Origin of the sequence: Epilithonimonas sp. (assembly GCF_036780765.1) — a bacterium.
Lineage (GTDB): Bacteria > Bacteroidota > Bacteroidia > Flavobacteriales > Weeksellaceae > Epilithonimonas.
The window spans coordinates 76,376-95,024 of record NZ_DAIQCG010000006.1 but is presented as its reverse complement, the minus strand read 5'-3'; the positions used below and the strand labels follow the sequence as shown (position 1 = coordinate 95,024).

Here is an 18,649-nt window from a genome sequence, read left to right as displayed (position 1 = left end):
CCATTTTTTTTCTCTTATTAAAACCTTAACTTTACACAAAATTCTATTTTAATGTATTTAGTTTTCGATACAGAAACCACCGGTTTACCCAAAAATTTCAACGCTCCGCTCTCAGATTCAGACAATTGGCCAAGAATGGTTCAGATTGCCTGGCAAATCCACGATGACAACGGAAACTTGATAGAAAACCAAGATTACATCATAAAACCAGAAGGTTACGACATCCCCTTCAACGCAGCGAGGATCCACGGAATTACCACAAAAATTGCGAATGAAGAAGGTCGTGATTTGCAGGAGATTTTGGAAGAATTTTCTAAAGCTCTGGAAAATGTAAGAGTTGTTTCCGGACACAATGTAGAATTCGATTATAACATTGTTGGAGCAGAATTTTATCGAAAAAACATCAAAGACAATCTTCAGGAAAAACCAAGAGCTGACACAATGATTCTGGGAACAGATTATTGCAAACTAGAAGGTGGACGTGGCGGAAGATACAAATCTCCGAAACTAGAAGAACTTTACGAAAAATTATACGGACACAAATTTGACGAAGCTCACAACGCCGCTGCCGACGTAAATGCAACAGCGCAGGTTTTCTTCGAAATGATGAGAATCGGTGTGATTCCGACTGAGGTTTTGAAAATCAATGAAGCTCAGTTAAAGGAATTTCAAGCACTCAATCCAAATCCGATAAAACCTTTCGGAATTGTTATCAGGAGACAAATCGCAAGTTTCAACAACAAAAAGAAACAAGTTGATATTACGAACATTGATGAGATTGATTTAGGCAAATATTTCCATTTTGATAATCACACTGTATTTTCAACTTTGACGGCAACTACCAATATCAACGACCTTATCACGAAAGCTAAAGAAGAAAACTTCTCGGCTGTCGGGATTGTTGATATTGGCAATATGATGGGCGCTTTCAAATTCGTGACAGCGGTTGAAGCTTCCAATTCTGCTATTTCAAAAAAGCATAAAGAATATTTAGCAAAAAAAGCGGAAGCTGAAGAAAATGGAGAAGAATTTAATGAAGAAGAACCAGATTCCAGTCAACTGATTCCAATCGTTGGTTCAGAATTTTATATTTCTGAAAGATATGAACAAAAGCAATTTACAAAAGATGACCCAGACAGAAGAACTCAAGTCGTTTTGTTGGCGAAGGATTTTGATGGTTATAAAAACTTAGTCAAATTATCAAGTATTGGTTTTCAGAAAGGATTTTATTTCGGCGTTCCGAGAATCAGCCGAGAACTGATTGCGCAATATAAAGAAGGCTTGATTGCTTTAACCTCTGGAATCAATGGTGATATCCCAAGCACTATTCTGAACATCGGAGAACAAAAAGGAGAAGAATTATTCCAGTGGTGGAAAGAGGAATTTGGAGAAGATTTTTATGTTCAAATCCAAAATCACAATCTGCCAGAAGAAGAACATTTAAATGAAGTTTTACTTCAATTCGCTGATAAATATAATGTGAAAATTTTGGCTCAGAATGAGACTTACTACACTAATAAAAGTGATGCGAATATTCAGGATATTTTAAGTTGCATCAAAGACGGAGAAAAACTTTCAACGCCTATAGGTAAAGGATTTGGAAAAAGAAAAGGTTTAACCACTGATGAATATTACATCAAAAATTCGGAAGAACTGAAAGCTACTTTTCTAGCTTATCCAGATGCTTTTGAAGCATATGATGAGTTTTTGGCAAAGTTCAAACCTTACACTTTGAAGCGTGACGTTTTGCTTCCGAAGTTTGATATTCCAGCAGAATTCATCAATCCAGAAGATGACATCGATGGTGGAAAACGAGGCGAAATGGCTTACCTGACATATCTGACTTATGAAGGGGCGAAAAAAAGATATGGTGTTGAGGGAATCACTGATGACATCAAAGAACGTTTAGACTTCGAATTGGAAGTTATTGCCAACACAGGTTATCCAGGTTATTTCTTGATTGTTCAGGATTTCTGTAACGAGGCTCGAAATATGGGCGTTTGGGTTGGTCCAGGTCGTGGTTCTGCGGCAGGTTCTGCGGTGGCTTACTGTATCGGTATTACCAATGTTGATCCAATTAAATATGACTTACTTTTCGAGAGATTCCTTAATCCGGAAAGGGTTTCTATGCCCGATATTGATATCGATTTTGATGATGAAGGTCGCGATAAAATTATCAAATGGGTAGTTGAAAAATATGGTCAGGAACAGGTTGCTCAGATTATTACTTACTCCGTTTTGGGAGGAAAATCGGCGATTAAAGATGCTGGTCGGGTTCTGGATGTTTCGATTCCGGAAACCAATATGATTGCAAAATTAATTCCGCCAAGTCCCGGAATGAACATCGCAAAAGCCTTAACAAAATACGACAAGCTCAAACCAGAAGACCAACAACTGGTTGATGAGATGAAAGCTATTTTAAGTGACCAAAACGACTCCAGATTTTCTGTTTTGGACAGTGCCAAAAAGATGGAAGGCTGTATCCGAAACACCGGAATCCACGCTTGTGGTGTGATTATTACGCCGGAACCTGTGAGCAATTTGGTTCCGATTACGATTGCGGCGAAAGATGCAGAGATTTTGGTTTCTCAGTTCGACAACTCGGTGGCGGAAGATGCAGGCCTTTTGAAAATGGATTTCTTAGGGTTAAGAACTTTAACGATTATCAAAGACGCTGTAAAACTCGTGAAAGAACGCCACGGAATTGATATTAACCCAGATGAAATTCCGCTTGATGATGCTAAAACTTATCAATTATTCAAGGACGGAAGAACCATCGGAATTTTCCAATATGAAAGTCCCGGGATGCAAAAATATATGCGTGAACTGAAGCCTACGGTTTTTGCCGATTTGATTGCAATGAACGCTTTGTACCGTCCAGGCCCAATAAAATATATCCCAAATTTCATCAACAGAAAACACGGAACCGAGGAAATTATTTACGATTTACCGGAACTTGAAGAATATCTGGAAGAAACTTACGGAATTACAGTTTATCAGGAACAGGTAATGCTTCTGTCCCAAAAACTCGCCAATTTTACAAAAGGTGAAGCCGATACTTTGAGAAAAGCAATGGGTAAAAAGCAGATTGATGTTCTGAATAAAATGTATCCGAAATTCATAGAAGGTGGTAGAAAAAACAACCTTAACGAAGAACGATTAGAAAAAATATGGAATGACTGGAAAGCCTTTGCAGAATATGCTTTTAACAAATCCCATTCTACTTGTTATGCGTGGATTGCTTATCAAACTGCTTATCTGAAAGCCAATTACCCCGCAGAATATATGGCGAGTGTAATGAGTAATAATATCAACAACACGGCTTCTATCACAATGTTTATGGAAGATTGTAAAGCAATTGGTGTAGATGTTTTGGGTCCAGACGTGAATGAATCTCAATATAAATTCTCTGTAAATGAGAAAGGGCAAATTCGTTTTGGCCTTGGTGCAATCAAAGGAATTGGCGAAGGTCCAAGTGAGGCGATTACGTTAATTAGAGAAAATGGAAAATATAAAAACATTTACGATTTCTTCGAAAGAATACCACCTTCGCAAGTTAATAAAAGAGTTGCTGAAAGCTTGATAATAGCAGGTGCTTTTGACGAATTGGATTCTTATCACCGTGGACAATATTTTGATATAGACCAAGCCGGAAGAACTAACATAGAGAGACTTGCCAGATATGGACAAAGCTTCCAAGACAGTAAAAACGAGATGGAAAACTCGCTTTTTGCAGATTTTGCCGAGGAAGTTCAAATTGAACAACCGAAACTTCTACCTTGCGCAGAATGGCCAAATATGCATAAACTAAACAAAGAAAAAGAAATCATCGGTTTCTATCTATCTGCGCATCCTTTGGACGAGTTCAAATATCAGTTTCAATTTATGCAAGGCGTTCTTTCTAAAAAAGCCGTTCTGGAAGAGAAAAAAGAAGAAATCGTTTTGGAAGAAGTGGCTCCAATTTTAGAAAAAGATAATGTTCCAGACGAAGAAGTTCAAGATATTTTAGCTTCGGATGAAGTAGGTCTGGAAGAAGAACTCCTCGAAGAATCAACAAAAAAAGCAGAACCAAAAGGAAATTTTAACTTCCTGAATCTGGACGAAGTAGAAGCATTCAAAGATTTGGCTTTTCCTGCAAAAACAACAGAATTGTTTGAGGAAAAGAAAAGTTGGAAAGACAAAATGAATGAAAAAGATAACACTAAAGAATATACTGTTGCCGGACTAATCACTGAATATCGTGTAGCTGACGGTTTCCGTAGCGGAGAAAAAGTAGCCTTTGTTATGCTGGAAGATTACACAGGCTCCTACTCTTTCCGATTGGGCGATAGAGATTATATGCGATTGAAAGATAAACTAGAAGTTCAACGATTCGTGATTATGAAAATCAAATATTCTCAAGGAAAAGATGGACGTGTTTTCGTGAATGTGAATGAAGTTCTGGAATTGAAAGAAGCATTCGAAAAATTTGCTAAAAGTTTGTCTGTTGTTGTTCCGTTAGACTCATTGCGACAATCTGATATTGAGTTTTTCAAAGAAAACATCATTCAAAATCAAGGCGAGCAAAAACTTAATTTTTTTATCAAAAATCCAGAAGACGAATCTGTTTTAGAAGTGGTTTCTATGCAGCATAAGATTAACATCAATGAAAATCTTTTGGAAATGATGCATCAAATCAATAATTACGAGGTTTTTTTGAATTAAACCTAATACTACAACACAACACTTATTTAACATAATATTTTTCAACTATAGTTAATAAACACCAAAATACTTACATAATCAATATATAAAAATCTACCCTTAATCAAAAGAGTAGATTTTTTATTTTATACACCAATTTAAATAAAAGAGAAATTGTGTTAATAAATTAAAATAAAATAAATAATTTTCAAATAATTCGCCATTTGAATAATTATTATTTATTATATTTACAAACTTAATATAAATTAAATAATTATGAAGAAACTTTTACTATCGTGCTTTGTAGCACTTGGAATTTGTGCCAGCGCACAAACAACAGTAGTTTTTGAAGACAGCTTTGAAAGCTATACAGATTTTGCTATTGCTGATATTGGTAGCTGGACTTTAAAAGACGTTGATCTTAAGACAACATACGGTATTACCTCTGGTGGCGCTGCTGTGGTTTTCCCAAACTCAGGAGTTGCAAAATCTTATCAGGTTTTTAATGCTTCAGCTACTGTTCCTGCATCTGGGGCTGGATTCTCCGCAAGAACTGGTGTCAAAAATCTTGTTTGCTTCAATGCAACTTCTTCCCCTTGGAATGACGACTGGTTGATCTCACCTCAAATCAGCATGGCTGCAACAGGAACTTCAGCAGTTAGCTTTTGGGCAAAATCAGCTAACTCTTCTTATGGTTTGGAGAAATTTCAGGTCTTTGTATCAACTACAGGAACTGATATAGCAAATTTCACTGCAATCTCTCCTGTTGTAGTTACACCAGCAGATGTTACATATCATGAATACACTTATGATTTATCATCATATAAAGGACAACAAATTTATATTGCAATCCGATGTACTTCTGATGACCAATTTGCACTAAATATAGATGATTTTAAAGTAACAAATACTGCGCCTGCCACAACTGCTCCAGATTGCGCTACATTAACATCTCCAACAAACAACAATACAGCGGTTCCTCCGGGCACTACTACACTATCTTGGACAGCACCAACTACAGGAGGTACTGTAACTAGTTACGATGTATATTTTGGAACAAGTCCAAACCCTACAACCTTACTTGCAACTGTTGCCGGAACATCTACTACTGCACCAACAGCCGTATCTACAACTTATTACTGGAGAGTAGTACCTAAAAATGATATCGGAAGCGCTACAGGATGTAATGAATTCAGTTTCACTACTGCAGCTGCTTCATATTGCACAACTGCTCCTAATGCATTATATGGTACTCTAACACCATCTACTTGCAACGGAACAACTGCTGTTACTAGAACACTTGCTTATGCAGGTGAATATTCAGCAATTAATGTTGTAGCAGGAAGAACCTATAAATTTGATATACTACTTAAAACTGGATACTATATCACAATTGCAACCAATGATGCAACGCCTGTTGGATTAGCTTCTGGTACAAACTCAGTAACTTATACTGCAACTACAACAGGAGTATTAAGGTTCTACAGCCACACGAACTCCACATGTTCTGGAGCTACAGATTCTTCAACTTCACACACAAGAAGTGTTACTTGCATGGGTACATTAGCTGTTTCTGACCTTAATAAAGCTGATATTTCTGTATATCCTAATCCATTCAAAGACATCTTGAAAATATCTGATGTAAAAGGCGTTAAGTCAATTACTGTAAATGATATGTCTGGAAGAGCGGTTAAATCTCTGGAGCCAGCTGCAGAAATCAACTTATCTAATCTTAAAGAAGGATTATATATCGTAAACCTTAAGATGGAAGACGGAAGCGTGAAAACTTTCAAAGCCATTAAAAAATAATTTGAAACTTAATTAAATTATCTAGCCACTTCTTTTACAGAGGTGGCTTTTTTGTTTCACTAACATTATTTAACTTTTAATGTTAATATACTTCCTCAGAATAAAAAAAAATTCTATATTCGTATCAGTTTAAATAAATTTATAATTTTATGAAAAAAATTCTATTATCTTGTCTTTTGGCATTAGGTATTGGAGTCAATGCTCAGTATGACTTCTCTCAAGATTTTGAAGATGACACAACTGGTTTCTACCAATTTGGTGGAGGTGGTTTTAACACAGTGAACTATTGTAGCGCAACTACATCTGGGTCTTTGACTTACAGCGCAACAGTAACACAAACTGGATGGTTTGCAGATCTTTTAGAAATTGGAGATCTTTATGGTCAAACTAACAATGGTCAAGCTATGACTGTTAGTTTCAATTACAAAAAAGCAGCTAACCTTACAGGGACACTTTATGTAATGTATGCTGAGTTAAATGAAGAAACAAATAGCTGGTCTATCACAACTGTTGGAACCGGTGTAACTTTGGGAGCTGCGGCAATCACTACTTGCGAAAATCTTAGTGCAGTAATTCCTGCAGGAACATTCGATCCAAATAAAACTTATGGTGTAGGGACTTGGTTACAAAGATCAGGAACTTCTACCGGTGCGCTATACATTGATGATTTTGTTGTAAAACAAGCAGTAGTTACCAATGCCCCAGCTTGTACAACTTTTACAAGCCCAGCTAACGGAAGTACTATTTCTGCCGGAACTGCAGGATTATCTTGGCCAAGTGTGCCAGAGGCAGCAGGTTACAAGGTAACAGTAGGAACGACTCCTGGCGGATCTGACGTGTTGAATACTTCAGTTATCGGAACATCTATTAATACTTCTTTAGTTGCTAATACAACTTATTATGCTAAAGTTGTTCCTACAAACAACGTAGGAGATGCAACAGGTTGTCAAGAGATTACTTTTATGACCAACTCTACTGTAGGTCACTGTGGTCCTTTGACATCGTCTGCTCCAACAGCCATTGCTCCAATCAGATCTGTAACTTTTGCAGGAATGACTAATACTTCTGACCCAACTCCTGCTGGTATCGGAAGCTTCCCGGTTCATCAAGATTACACAAGTATAGAATTCCCTTGGTACCGTGATGTGACTACTATGCCTTTATCTATAGTAGGAAGTAATAACACTACTATAACAAATGGATGGGCAATGTCTGTGTTCATTGACTGGAATAACGATGGTGATTTCGACGATGCTGGAGAAGCTTACTTCAACACTACACCTACAATGATCAGAGTAGTTGGAATTCCTACTACAATTCCTGTAACTGGAAATATCACTATTCCTGCAGGTACTTCTTTTGGTAAAAAATTCATGAGAATCAAGTATAACTTCTCTGGGACTACAATCCACAATGCATTGACAACTGCTTGTACTAATATGATCAATGGTCAGGTTGAAGATTATACAATTAATTATATTGATGCTCTTGCTGTTTCTGATGTTGCTAAAAAAGGAGTTTCTGTATATCCTAACCCATTCACAGATGTTCTTAATATCTCTGACGTGAAAGGAGTTAAATCAGTTTCTGTAAACGATATCTCTGGTAGAGAAGTTAAATCTCTTGCTCCAGCAGCAGAACTTAATCTTTCTAGCTTGAAAACAGGTCTTTACATCGTAAACTTGAAGATGGAAGATGGAAGTGTTAAAACTTTCAAAGCTATCAAAAAATAATTCTTAGAATTATAAATAAATTCAATCCCATCTCTTGCGAGATGGGATTTTTGTTTACTAATAAAAAAGCAAGCTTACTTCCGTAAAATATTAAGTTCTTACTTTTCCTTAAACCAAGCTTTTTAAGCACAAAGTCTACTCTATTCAATAACAAATTTATCCTTGATATTGAACTTTCGAAGCAAAACACAATATCATTTAAAAACCTTTAGAAATTATATAAAAAATACCCTGCGAAAATCACAGGGTAATTTTTTATAAGGAAATTGTATTACCAGATTTTAACTCGTTCTTCTGGTTTCTTGTAAAGCTTATCTCCTTCTTTTACATCAAATGCTTTATAGAAAGCTTCTGTATTAACCAAAGGTCCAAAACTTCTGAAGAATCCTGGAGAGTGCGGATCTGTCTTAACCTGATTAGTTAAATATTTATCTGTTGACAAAGTTCTCCAAACTGTTGCCCAGCTTAAGAAAAACCTCTGATCCGGCGTATAACCATCAATTTTGCCTGGATTTCCTTTATCCTTCAGATACATTTGTAAAGCATCATAAGCGATGTTAACTCCACCTAAGTCAGCGATATTTTCTCCATTGGTAAAAGTTCCATTCACGTGAACATCTTTTGCTGGTTCATATTTATCATATTGCGCAGCTAAACTTTTTGTCGCTTTTTCGAAGTTAGTTTTATCCTCAGCAGTCCACCAATCGGTTAAGTTTCCGTCACCATCAAACTGGGCACCACTATCATCAAAACCGTGTGTCATCTCGTGACCGATAACCGCTCCAATCCCTCCAAAATTAACCGCTGCATCTGCATCTGGGTTGAAGAAAGGTGGCTGAAGAATCGCAGCAGGGAAAACGATTTCGTTATTTACAGGATTATAATAAGCATTTACTGTTTGTGGAGACATTCCCCATTCTGTTTTATCTACTGGCTTTCCTACTTTTTCTATTTCTTTGTCATAATGCCAGCTTTCTACATTTTTCAAATTAGAATATAAAGAACCTCCATCTTTCTCAGATTTCAGTTGTAATTTAGAATAATCTTTCCATTTATCCGGATAAGCAATTTTAACCGTGAATTTATTTAATTTATCCAATGCTTTTTGCTTGGTTGTAGAAGACATCCAGGTTAAACCATTGATATGTACACCGAAACTTTTCTTAAGATAATCAATATAAGTCAGCATTTGAGATTTAGCTTCTGGCGTAAAATACTTTTCAACATACACCTTTCCGAAAGCTTCACCAAGAACACCATTGATTAGAGACAAAGCTCTTTTGTTAAGTGCTCTTTGCTCTTGCTGACCTTGCAGATATTTGCTGTAAAAATCAAATTTCAAATCATCCATTTTCTGATTTAGGTAACCAGCACTTCCTGATGTCAAATGAAATTTAAGATAATTCTTGATTAAAGGAATATTTTTCTCAGTTAAAAACGTATCAAGATTTTTATAATAATTAAGTTCTCCAATAATTACTTTATTTGTTTTAACTCCAGCCTGAGTAAGATATTTTGGAAGATCCACACTCTTCACTAGAGCTTTTAGTTCAGGTAATGTTTTAGGATTATATTGAAGGTTAGCATCACGGATTTGCTCATTCGTCAATAATGTTTTAGCCATTTTCTTTTCGAAATCAACAATTTGCCCCGCAACAACATCAGCATTTTTGTAACCAATTTCTGTTAAAACTTTAGCTACATATTTTTTGTATTCTGCAATCGTTTCTGTGTTCTTCGCAGATTCTTTTTGATAATAATCTCTACCAAGACCAAAAGAAGCGTCGCCTAAATAGACAGCATTCATCTTAGAATCTTTAAGATCTCCATCAACTCCCCATCCATAGAAAGCATTCTCTCCTCTTTTAGTAGCCTCGATAAGATAGTTTTGCAAATCATTAAGATTCTTAATCGCGTCAATTTTGGCTAAATCTGCTTTTATAGGATTAAGACCATCAGCATTACGCTTATTCATATCCATATAAGTTTCATAAAGCGCCTGAATTTTCTGACCTTCAGAACCTGTAGCAAATTTTTCTTTTAGGATGTTATCCAATAATCCTAAAGAATTGTTATCTGTAGTTTCTCTTAATTGGTTAAAAGAACCCCAACTTGGTTTATCTGCAGGAATTTTCGCAGTTTTCATCCAAGTTCCGTTAACGTAATTGTAGAAATCATCTTGCGGACGCACTGATGTGTCCATATAATTAAGCTCCAAAGCAGCTTGTTTGGTTTGTGCAAAAGCAACATTAAATAATGAAGCCAACATCAATGCACTAAGAGAGATCTTTTTCATTTTTTGATTGTAATATTTAGTTTTTATGAGTAGTTCTATTTTGCTATTTGTTACAAAAATCAGTAATTATTTTTGGCATTAAACAACAATAAGACAATTCCTGCTCTATCATTTAAATATCAGTCAATTAAATCATTAAACAAATCCCAAAAAATTATCATTTTCATTTTTTTATTTAATTCCAGAAAGCTATAGGATTTTAATAGGCAGAATTATATTTTTACAGAAAAAACATAATTTAATTTCTTTTCAAATGCATCATAATTTATTATTGATTCTGGCATTACTTTTTTCTGTTTTTATGATGGTAATGGTAGCAAAAAAAATGAAAATTGCTTATCCTATCTTTTTAGTTTTAGCCGGTTTAATCATTAGCCTTTTACCTGGAATTCCCAAGATAGAATTAGATCCAGAACTAATATTCCTGATTTTCTTACCACCATTATTATATGAAGCCGCATGGTACACCTCGTGGAACGACTTTTGGAAATTGAAAAGACCAATCGCCTTATTAGCTTTCGGATTAGTGTTTGCGACGTCGTTAATTATTGCTTATCTTTCTCAGGCATTGATTCCGGGATTCACTTTGGCGTTAGGGTTTTTATTAGGCGGAATCGTTTCTCCGCCAGATGCTGTTGCAGCTACAACAGTTTTAAAAGGATTACCCGTTCCGAAAAGAATCATCAGCATTTTGGAAGGAGAAAGCCTTGTGAACGACGCATCATCATTGATTGTATTCCGATTTGCATTAGCTGCGATTCTAACAGGAAGTTTTTCTATGAATGAAGCTACCGGACAATTCTTTTTAGTCGCAGGAATGGGAATTGTAGTTGGATTGATTGGAGCCGTAATTATGTATCTCATACATCGTTACCTGCCAACAACATCAGCCATTGATGCGGCTTTGACGATTATGACGCCCTACATTTTATATCTGGGTGCAGAACAATTTCATTTTTCAGGCGTAATGGCTGTTGTAACAGGTGGACTTTTCATTTCATATAGATCTCACGAAATTTTCAAAAACGGAAATACACGTCTCAATATGCTAGGTGTTTGGACAACTGTGATTTTCGTAATGAATGCAATGGTTTTCATCCTGATAGGACTATCACTACCTGCTATTATTCACGGATTAGAAGAAGCATCATTAATCCAAGGCATCAAATACGGTATTATCATTAGTGTTGTGGTTATTGCTATTCGATTTTTATGGGTTTATCCTGCTGCATTTGTACCAAGATGGCTCTTCAAATCTGTAAGAAAAGAACCTTCGCCAGGCTGGAAAGGCCCAATAGTTATCGGCTGGGCTGGTATGCGAGGTGTTGTATCATTAGCAACCGCACTTTCTATCCCTTTTGTGATGAACGACGGAAGTCCTTTTCCTCACAGAAATTTAATATTATTAATCACTTTCATTGTTATTTTCATAACCTTAGTTGTACAAGGATTAACATTACCTTTCATTGTCAAAAAACTAAATATGCCATCATTGGATGCAGTTTTACCACAAGAACAGCAGGAAGCACAGATACAAATAAGATTAAACAGACTAGCGCTTAATCACATTAATTCTAATTATTCAGAAATCGTTGGAAAAAGTAATCTTTTGAAAAATTATCATTTGCAAATTTCTATCGAAACAGAAAATACAGAGAACCAATTAGACATTTTGGAATGTAACAATTGTACAACTCAGGAGATTGATAAATTTGCTGAAATCCTTCAAGAAATCTATGCAAAACAAAGAGTTGATATTTTCCAGATGAGACGCGAGAAATATTATGATGATGAGGAAATCCGAAAAGCAGAATTACAACTCGACCTAAATGATTTGAAATTAAATCCAAGCTTTCATTAATATAAAAACTCTTCCGAAGCGGAAGAGTTTTTTGTTTGTTTAAATTGTTTTAAAGAACAATATTATTTTCAAGAAGAATTGGCGCCGATAAATCATTTTTATCCAACATATCTTTCATATCAATTTCAAATGTTCGGCTTATTTGCGTCATCGGAATATCAGGGGTACTCCTCTCAAAAGGATTCGAAAAAGTTTCTGCAACCGTGTCCAAAGTATGAAAAGCTCAAGTGATTATCGCTGCAAAAGGAATATTAAACCAAATTGTATAATCTTCCAAAAAAGTTCTGACTGTACAGCTGTCAGTTATATTGCTCTGTTCTTTTTGGAAAGAATATATTGACTTCTGATGATAAGAAAGATTTCATATTATCAATGTCTTCTAATAAATGGCTTGAGCATAGTTCTACGGAGTTCACCAAAAGCCAAATGGCACCAGCCGAAGACAGTTGGCACCATTTCTTTTTTCTATTGATAGAAATTTACATAATTTTATTTCCTAATTCAAAAAAATGAACAACTCCGTTTTATCAAAAGAATTTTCAACTTCAAAGGATTTGCTGGATAAGCTTTACCAGAACAGTATCACAAAAATATATCACGAAGGCGACATCATCCTTGATGAAAATGCGTCCATCCGCTCTATTCCTATTGTGATGAGAGGGATGATTAAGGTGATTCGAACAGAAGAGGACGGACGTGAGATTTTGTTATATTACATCAAAGCAGGCGAAAGCTGCATTATGTCTTTCCTTGGCGGAATGCACAACGAAAAAAGCGTGGTAAAAGCCGAAGTTGAAGAAGATGCTGAAATTCTGTTTTTACCGGTGGATAAAGTTTCGCTTTTCATTAAGGAATATCCCGAATGGCTCGATTATATTTTCAGGCTGTATCATAAACGTTTTGAGGAATTACTCGATATTATCAACGCCATTGCATTTAAAAAAGTAGATGAAAGACTTCTTAATCTATTATATAAAAAATCATCAAATTCTGATTCGAAAACCATTACTGTTACCCACGAACAGCTCGCCAATGAACTCGGAACAGCAAGAGTGGTCGTTTCCAGACTTCTGAAACAGCTTGAAGATGCAGGCAAATTGAAACTCGGACGTAATAAAATTACACTTTCGGAAAACTAACTAATCCTTATGTAACAAAAGTAGCGGTGTACGTTCTTCAGGATTTCCAATTTTGCATCATAAATAAAAAAGCAAATGGAAATTTTTGGCTATATAGCTTCTGTTCTAATTGGAATTTCTTTAGGATTAATCGGTGGTGGCGGAAGCATTCTTACAGTTCCGGTACTGGTCTATCTTTTTGGGGTTGATGCAATTTTGGCAACCGAATATTCACTGTTCATTGTCGGGATCAGCAGTGTTGTGGGTTCTTTTTCTTACTTTAAAAAAGGTCTTATCAATCTGAAAACGGCTTTCGTTTTTGGAATTCCTTCCGTTATTTCCATTTTTCTGACCCGAAATTATCTCGTTCCACTGATTCCTAATGAAGTTTTCAGCATTAATAATTTTGTGGTGACCAAAGATATTTTTCTGCTTCTCATTTTTGCAGGTTTAATGATTTTAGCTTCATACAAAATGATTCAGAAAAGTCCGGAATTACAATTACAAGCGGAAAGTATTAATAAAAGCAAAAATCTTTTGGCGGCAGGCGAAGGTTCTGTTGTGGGAATTCTTACCGGTCTTGTCGGTGCCGGTGGGGGATTTATGATTATTCCAGCTCTTGTTAATTTGCTTAAAACACCGATGAAAGTAGCTATTGGAACTTCTCTGGTGATTATTGCTCTCAATTCTCTTATCGGTTTTTTCTCATCAGTAAAAAATGTCGAAGTCGACTGGAAACTTTTAAGCACAATTTCGTCCATAGCCATTATAGGAATCATCATTGGCGCACAACTTTCAAAAAAAATTGATGGAAAAAAGCTGAAACCAGCTTTTGGATGGTTTATTCTAATAATGGGAATTTACATTATCGTGAAAGAATTATTCTTCTAAAAAACGCTTATGTAACAAAAGTAGCGGTACAAAAATTTCTAATCGCTCAACTTTGTATCAATAAAAAAACTTAAAAAATTATCATAATGAATATAGAACAGATTTATACAGGATGTCTTGCTCAAGGCGCTTATTACATTGTTTCAAACGGAGAAGCAGCGATTATCGACCCGTTAAGAGAAACTCAACCTTATATCGAAAGACTGCAAAAAGACGGCGTTGTTTTAAAATATATTTTTGAAACCCACTTTCACGCAGATTTTGTGAGCGGTCATTTGGATTTAAGCAAAAAAACAAAAGCTCCAATCGTTTACGGCCCAACGGCAAAACCCGAATTTGAAGCGATTATCGCAGAAGACAATCAGGTTTTTGAAGTAGGAAATATCAAAATAAAAGTCCTTCACACGCCCGGTCATACGATGGAAAGTTCATCTTTTCTATTAATAGATGAAAACGGAAAAGAAAAAGCATTATTCAGTGGAGATACTTTGTTTTTAGGCGATGTCGGTCGTCCTGATTTGGCACAAAAAGCGGCGAATCTTACACAGGAAGAATTAGCAGGTCTGCTTTACGACAGTTTGTACGAAAAAATCTTACCACTGAATGATGATATTATCATTTATCCGGCACACGGAGCGGGTTCGGCCTGCGGAAAAAATATGCAGAAAGAAACAATCGACAGTTTAGGAAATCAGAAGAAAACAAACTACGCGCTCAACCAAAAAGACAAGGAAAGTTTCATCAAATCGGTTACGGCCGGGCTTCTTCCACCACCTGCTTATTTCGGGATGAATGTTGCGATGAACAGAAAAGGCTACGAAAGTTTTGATAAAATTTTATCGAAAGGGCTTCACGCATTGTCTCCTGATGAATTCGAAGAAACTGCCGAAGGCAGCGGAGCATTATTGTTAGATGTCAGAAACAACAATGATTTTGCTGAAGGTTTCATTCCGCAATCTGTAAATATTGGTTTAGATGGTGATTTTGCACCTTGGGTTGGAGCGCTTGTTGTAGATGCGCAGCAGCCGATTTTATTAATTACAGACGAAAATCAGGAGGAAGAAACCGTTACCAGACTGAGCCGTGTAGGTTTTGATAATGTCATCGGTTTTTTAAAAGGCGGTTTCGATGCGTGGAAAAACAGCGGTAAAGAAATCGATACTGTAAATAGAATTTCTGCTCAGGAATTTGAGAAAGAAATCATAGGAAAAGAAGTGAAAATTATCGATGTAAGAAAAGAATCCGAATACGAAGCGGAACACATAGAAGAAGCTTTCAACAAGCCTTTGTCTTATATCAATCAATGGATTAACACATTAGATTCTAAAGAACATTTCTACATCCATTGTGCAGGCGGCTATAGAAGTATGATGGCTGCAAGTATTTTGCAGGCAAGAGGATACAGAAATTTTAGCGAAATTGCAGGTGGTTTTGGCGACATTGCAAAAACAGGAGTTCCGAAAAGCGATTTTGTTTGTAAGAGTAAAGTTTAAATTAAAAATAGAATTGATGTTAGAATTAATAAAAGAACCTTGGCCTTGGTATGTTGCAGGTCCCATCATTGGTCTTACAGTTCCGGTTTTGCTGATTTTAGGAAACAAATCTTTCGGAATCAGCTCTTCTTTGAGACATATTTGTGCGGCTTGCATTCCTGCGGATATCAGTTTTTTTAAATATGACTGGAAGAAAGAATTATGGAATCTTTTTTTCGTTTTCGGAATTTTTTTGGGTGGATTGATTGCTTCTCATTATCTTATCAACAACGCAGAAATTTCAGTAAATCCTAAACTAAAAACCGAATTAGCCACTTACGGAATTACAGATTTCAGCAATCTTGTTCCTCCACAGTTGATGAATTTTGCAAGTCTATTAACTTTAAGAGGTTTCCTGACAATGGTAGTCGGAGGTTTTCTGGTAGGCTTTGGAACTCGATATGCAGGCGGTTGTACCAGCGGTCACGCCATTATGGGATTGTCCAATCTGCAATGGCCTTCTCTTGTTGCCACAATCTGCTTTATGGCAGGCGGGTTTTTAATGGCCAATGTTATTTTGCCGGTTATTCTTTCACTTTAAAAATTAAAAAATGATAAAAGAAACAGAAGATATACATCATCAAGACACGATTTGCATCAAAGAAAGCAAACTGAAACACAAATGGTATCACAACATAAAATACCTCATCGTCGGCATTCTTTTCGGGATTGTATTTGTAAAAGCGGAGGTTATCAGTTGGTTCAGGATTCAGGAGATGTTCCGTTTGCAGTCTTTTCATATGTACGGCGTGATTGGGAGCGCTGTTCTTACGGGAATGATTTCCGTTTGGGTCATCAAAAAGTTTAACATTAAGACCGTTTATGGCGAACCCATCAAAATTGCGCCCAAGACATTCAATAAAGGTCAAATCTATGGCGGATTGATTTTCGGATTTGGCTGGGCGATTACAGGCGCTTGTCCGGGACCTCTTTTTGCACAGATTGGAACTGGAGCTTTGGCGGTTATCATTACTTTGACAAGTGCCATTTTAGGAACTTGGGTGTATGGCTATTTCAGGGAAAAATTACCTCATTAAAATGGAAGAAAAAAGACTGTAATTCAAAACTACAGTCTTTATTTTTTTATTTAATAATAATTTTTACGCCACAGAAACTCCAAAAAAATGCCCAATCAAAGCGGTGACTCCCATTGCAAAAGTGCCCCAGAAACAGATTCTCAAAACAGCAATTCCTATTTTTGAACCCCCTGTTTTTGCAGAAATTGCGCCAAGAATCATTAAGAAAATAATTGAAAATCCATACTGGAAATAAACCATTTCTTTTATCGGCGCTAAAAGTGATACTGCAAAAGGTAATATTGCACCCAAAGCAAAAGAACCAAACGATGCGAACGCCGCCTGCAAAGGTTTTGCCTGAGTAATCTCGTTGATTCCCAATTCATCGTGAGCGTGCACTCCTAAAGCATCGTGATTGGTTAATTCAGTAGCAACCTGTAAAGCAGTTTCCTTACTTACACCACGCTTTTCATAGATTTTTGCCAGCTCTATCAATTCAATTTCCGGCATTTCTTCCAATTCCTTTTTTTCCCTTAGCAAATCAGCTTTTTCAGTATCTTCCTGTGCACTTACGGAAACATATTCTCCGGCTGCCATAGACATTGCTCCGGCAATCATTCCGGCAAGTGCTGCGAGAATAATAGTATTTCGGTCAGGATTTGCTGCGGCAACACCAATCACGATACTTGTGGTAGATAATAATCCGTCGTTTGCACCCAAAACCGCTGCACGAAGCCAGCCGACTCTGTTCACATAATGTTTTTCAAGTTGATGATGCATAATTTTTAGTTTTTGATTGAAAAAAATAATTTGCTAAAATTTGTAGTAAGTCAAATTTAAAAAGATTTACTTGAATCCTAAATTTAATGGATTAATATCTGGCTTCATCCTGATAGATTTCATGTAATGACCGTACCAGATTTCTTGCATATTAAGTCTAGAAATTCCAAATATCCCATCTTTAGCATTGATTCTAATTCCGGCACCATAAAAATTGCTACTGAATTTAGACAAATCGTAATTGCTTTTATAAAAATCATCGTACGCCGTGTGCTTGTTGATAAGGCGTAAAATATTTTGCCGAAGTCTGGGAATAATAGCTGTAAAAAGGACTTACAGAAACAAACGGAAAAATCTTCATAGACGTTTCCAAGCTGAATGTTTTTTTGATTTCAAGCACCAATCATCAGTGTAATAACGACAATATGCTCTTAAAATCACAATACGAAGAGAAATAGAAGCTTCCCCACAGAGTTGATCTTGGATTTCTTTACATAGAATAGTAATTTGAATGTCTTGTTGATTTGCCTTTATTTCAAAGTTTTAAAATTAAACAACTCAAAACATATCGGGAAGTCATTCAGTTGGCAAACAGCCTAAATAAAGACTTTGACTGAATCTTCAGTGAACTTTTTCATCCTTTTTTAAAGGTTAACTCAATAGCTCACTTTCAGATTGTGCTTTTTTAGCGCTTTTTGAACAGACATACAACAAAAAAAGCCTTAAAACATACGTTTTAAAGCTTTTTGTACTACTTTGATGTTGTAGTTGCGATCCGGACGGGACTCGAACCCGCGACCTCCGCCGTGACAGGGCGGCATTCTAACCAGCTGAACTACCGGATCAATTTTTTGAAAAGTAATTGATAAACTTTATGCGATCCGGACGGGACTCGAACCCGCGACCTCCGCCGTGACAGGGCGGCATTCT

The 18,649-nt window shown here is 36.3% G+C and carries 13 protein-coding genes and 2 tRNA genes (1 of these 15 only partly in view); 9 read left to right on the top strand and 6 right to left on the bottom strand.

Annotation, left to right across the window (positions count from 1 at the left end; all coding sequences use genetic code 11):
- The first annotated feature begins 51 nt into the window (after positions 1-51).
- The 3 genes from dnaE to V7P73_RS10855 all read left to right on the top strand — a co-directional run bounded on the left by dnaE (position 52) and on the right by V7P73_RS10855 (position 8,225).
- Positions 52-4,704: a DNA polymerase III subunit alpha gene (gene dnaE, locus V7P73_RS10865; RefSeq protein WP_333853505.1), complete on the top strand. Its 4,653-nt coding sequence runs from the start codon at positions 52-54 to the stop codon at positions 4,702-4,704.
- Between the two features lie 255 nt (positions 4,705-4,959).
- On the top strand, positions 4,960-6,492 hold the full coding sequence (locus V7P73_RS10860) for a T9SS-dependent choice-of-anchor J family protein (RefSeq protein ID WP_333853503.1): 1,533 nt from the start codon (positions 4,960-4,962) through the stop codon (positions 6,490-6,492).
- A gap of 149 nt (positions 6,493-6,641) precedes the next feature.
- A complete protein-coding gene (locus tag V7P73_RS10855; protein WP_333853501.1) occupies positions 6,642-8,225 on the top strand; it encodes a GEVED domain-containing protein in 1,584 nt (527 codons plus the stop codon).
- Between the two features lie 271 nt (positions 8,226-8,496).
- Here the strand turns inward: V7P73_RS10855 and V7P73_RS10850 are convergent, their stop codons facing one another.
- Positions 8,497-10,521: a M13 family metallopeptidase gene (locus tag V7P73_RS10850; protein WP_333853499.1), complete on the bottom strand. Its 2,025-nt coding sequence runs from the start codon at positions 10,519-10,521 to the stop codon at positions 8,497-8,499.
- Positions 10,522-10,774: 253 nt separating this feature from the next.
- On the opposite strand from V7P73_RS10850, the gene V7P73_RS10845 reads away from it, so the two are divergent.
- The 6 genes from V7P73_RS10845 (at position 10,775) to V7P73_RS10820 (ending at position 16,960) form a co-directional block, all read left to right on the top strand.
- A complete protein-coding gene (locus V7P73_RS10845) occupies positions 10,775-12,382 on the top strand; it encodes a Na+/H+ antiporter (RefSeq protein ID WP_333853498.1) in 1,608 nt (535 codons plus the stop codon).
- Positions 12,383-12,891: 509 nt separating this feature from the next.
- Positions 12,892-13,521 carry a Crp/Fnr family transcriptional regulator gene (locus tag V7P73_RS10840; protein ID WP_333853496.1) on the top strand — a complete coding sequence of 210 codons (630 nt, stop codon included), beginning with the start codon at positions 12,892-12,894 and terminating at the stop codon, positions 13,519-13,521.
- Between the two features lie 75 nt (positions 13,522-13,596).
- Positions 13,597-14,391 carry a sulfite exporter TauE/SafE family protein gene (locus V7P73_RS10835; protein WP_333853494.1) on the top strand — a complete coding sequence of 265 codons (795 nt, stop codon included), beginning with the start codon at positions 13,597-13,599 and terminating at the stop codon, positions 14,389-14,391.
- An 86-nt stretch (positions 14,392-14,477) separates the two neighbouring features.
- Entirely contained in the window at positions 14,478-15,884 is a 1,407-nt protein-coding gene (locus V7P73_RS10830; RefSeq protein WP_333853492.1) for an MBL fold metallo-hydrolase, read from the top strand.
- A gap of 16 nt (positions 15,885-15,900) precedes the next feature.
- The gene (locus V7P73_RS10825) at positions 15,901-16,464 is read left to right on the top strand and encodes a YeeE/YedE family protein (protein WP_333853491.1); all 564 of its coding nucleotides are present in this window, start codon (positions 15,901-15,903) and stop codon (positions 16,462-16,464) included.
- A gap of 10 nt (positions 16,465-16,474) precedes the next feature.
- On the top strand, positions 16,475-16,960 hold the full coding sequence (locus tag V7P73_RS10820; RefSeq protein WP_333853489.1) for a DUF6691 family protein: 486 nt from the start codon (positions 16,475-16,477) through the stop codon (positions 16,958-16,960).
- Between the two features lie 63 nt (positions 16,961-17,023).
- Here V7P73_RS10820 and V7P73_RS10815 read toward each other — a convergent pair whose 3' ends face one another.
- From V7P73_RS10815 to V7P73_RS10795, 5 genes are all read right to left on the bottom strand, one after another.
- Positions 17,024-17,719: a VIT1/CCC1 transporter family protein gene (locus tag V7P73_RS10815; RefSeq protein WP_333853487.1), complete on the bottom strand. Its 696-nt coding sequence runs from the start codon at positions 17,717-17,719 to the stop codon at positions 17,024-17,026.
- A 66-nt stretch (positions 17,720-17,785) separates the two neighbouring features.
- Complete coding sequence (locus tag V7P73_RS10810; protein ID WP_333853485.1) at positions 17,786-17,953, bottom strand: hypothetical protein; 168 nt, start codon at positions 17,951-17,953, stop codon at positions 17,786-17,788.
- A 22-nt stretch (positions 17,954-17,975) separates the two neighbouring features.
- Positions 17,976-18,119, bottom strand: a complete 144-nt coding sequence (locus tag V7P73_RS10805) for a hypothetical protein (protein ID WP_333853483.1) — start codon at positions 18,117-18,119, stop codon at positions 17,976-17,978.
- 371 nt (positions 18,120-18,490) lie between these two features.
- A tRNA-Asp gene (locus V7P73_RS10800) sits at positions 18,491-18,564 on the bottom strand.
- 32 nt (positions 18,565-18,596) lie between these two features.
- Positions 18,597-18,649: transfer RNA gene (locus V7P73_RS10795), tRNA-Asp, on the bottom strand (it continues 121 nt past the right edge of the window).

Excerpts from the sequence above, each read along its gene's own strand:
- dnaE (WP_333853505.1), top strand. The coding sequence starts at position 52 with ATGTATTTAGTTTTCGATACAGAAACCACCGGTTTACCCAAAAATTTC.
- V7P73_RS10845 (WP_333853498.1), top strand. The coding sequence starts at position 10,775 with ATGCATCATAATTTATTATTGATTCTGGCATTACTTTTTTCTGTTTTT.
- V7P73_RS10830 (WP_333853492.1), top strand. The coding sequence starts at position 14,478 with ATGAATATAGAACAGATTTATACAGGATGTCTTGCTCAAGGCGCTTAT.
- V7P73_RS10825 (WP_333853491.1), top strand. The coding sequence starts at position 15,901 with ATGTTAGAATTAATAAAAGAACCTTGGCCTTGGTATGTTGCAGGTCCC.
- V7P73_RS10860 (WP_333853503.1), top strand. The coding sequence starts at position 4,960 with ATGAAGAAACTTTTACTATCGTGCTTTGTAGCACTTGGAATTTGTGCC.
- V7P73_RS10855 (WP_333853501.1), top strand. The coding sequence starts at position 6,642 with ATGAAAAAAATTCTATTATCTTGTCTTTTGGCATTAGGTATTGGAGTC.
- V7P73_RS10835 (WP_333853494.1), top strand. The coding sequence starts at position 13,597 with ATGGAAATTTTTGGCTATATAGCTTCTGTTCTAATTGGAATTTCTTTA.
- V7P73_RS10850 (WP_333853499.1), bottom strand. The coding sequence starts at position 10,521 with ATGAAAAAGATCTCTCTTAGTGCATTGATGTTGGCTTCATTATTTAAT.
- V7P73_RS10820 (WP_333853489.1), top strand. The coding sequence starts at position 16,475 with ATGATAAAAGAAACAGAAGATATACATCATCAAGACACGATTTGCATC.
- V7P73_RS10840 (WP_333853496.1), top strand. The coding sequence starts at position 12,892 with ATGAACAACTCCGTTTTATCAAAAGAATTTTCAACTTCAAAGGATTTG.
- V7P73_RS10815 (WP_333853487.1), bottom strand. The coding sequence starts at position 17,719 with ATGCATCATCAACTTGAAAAACATTATGTGAACAGAGTCGGCTGGCTT.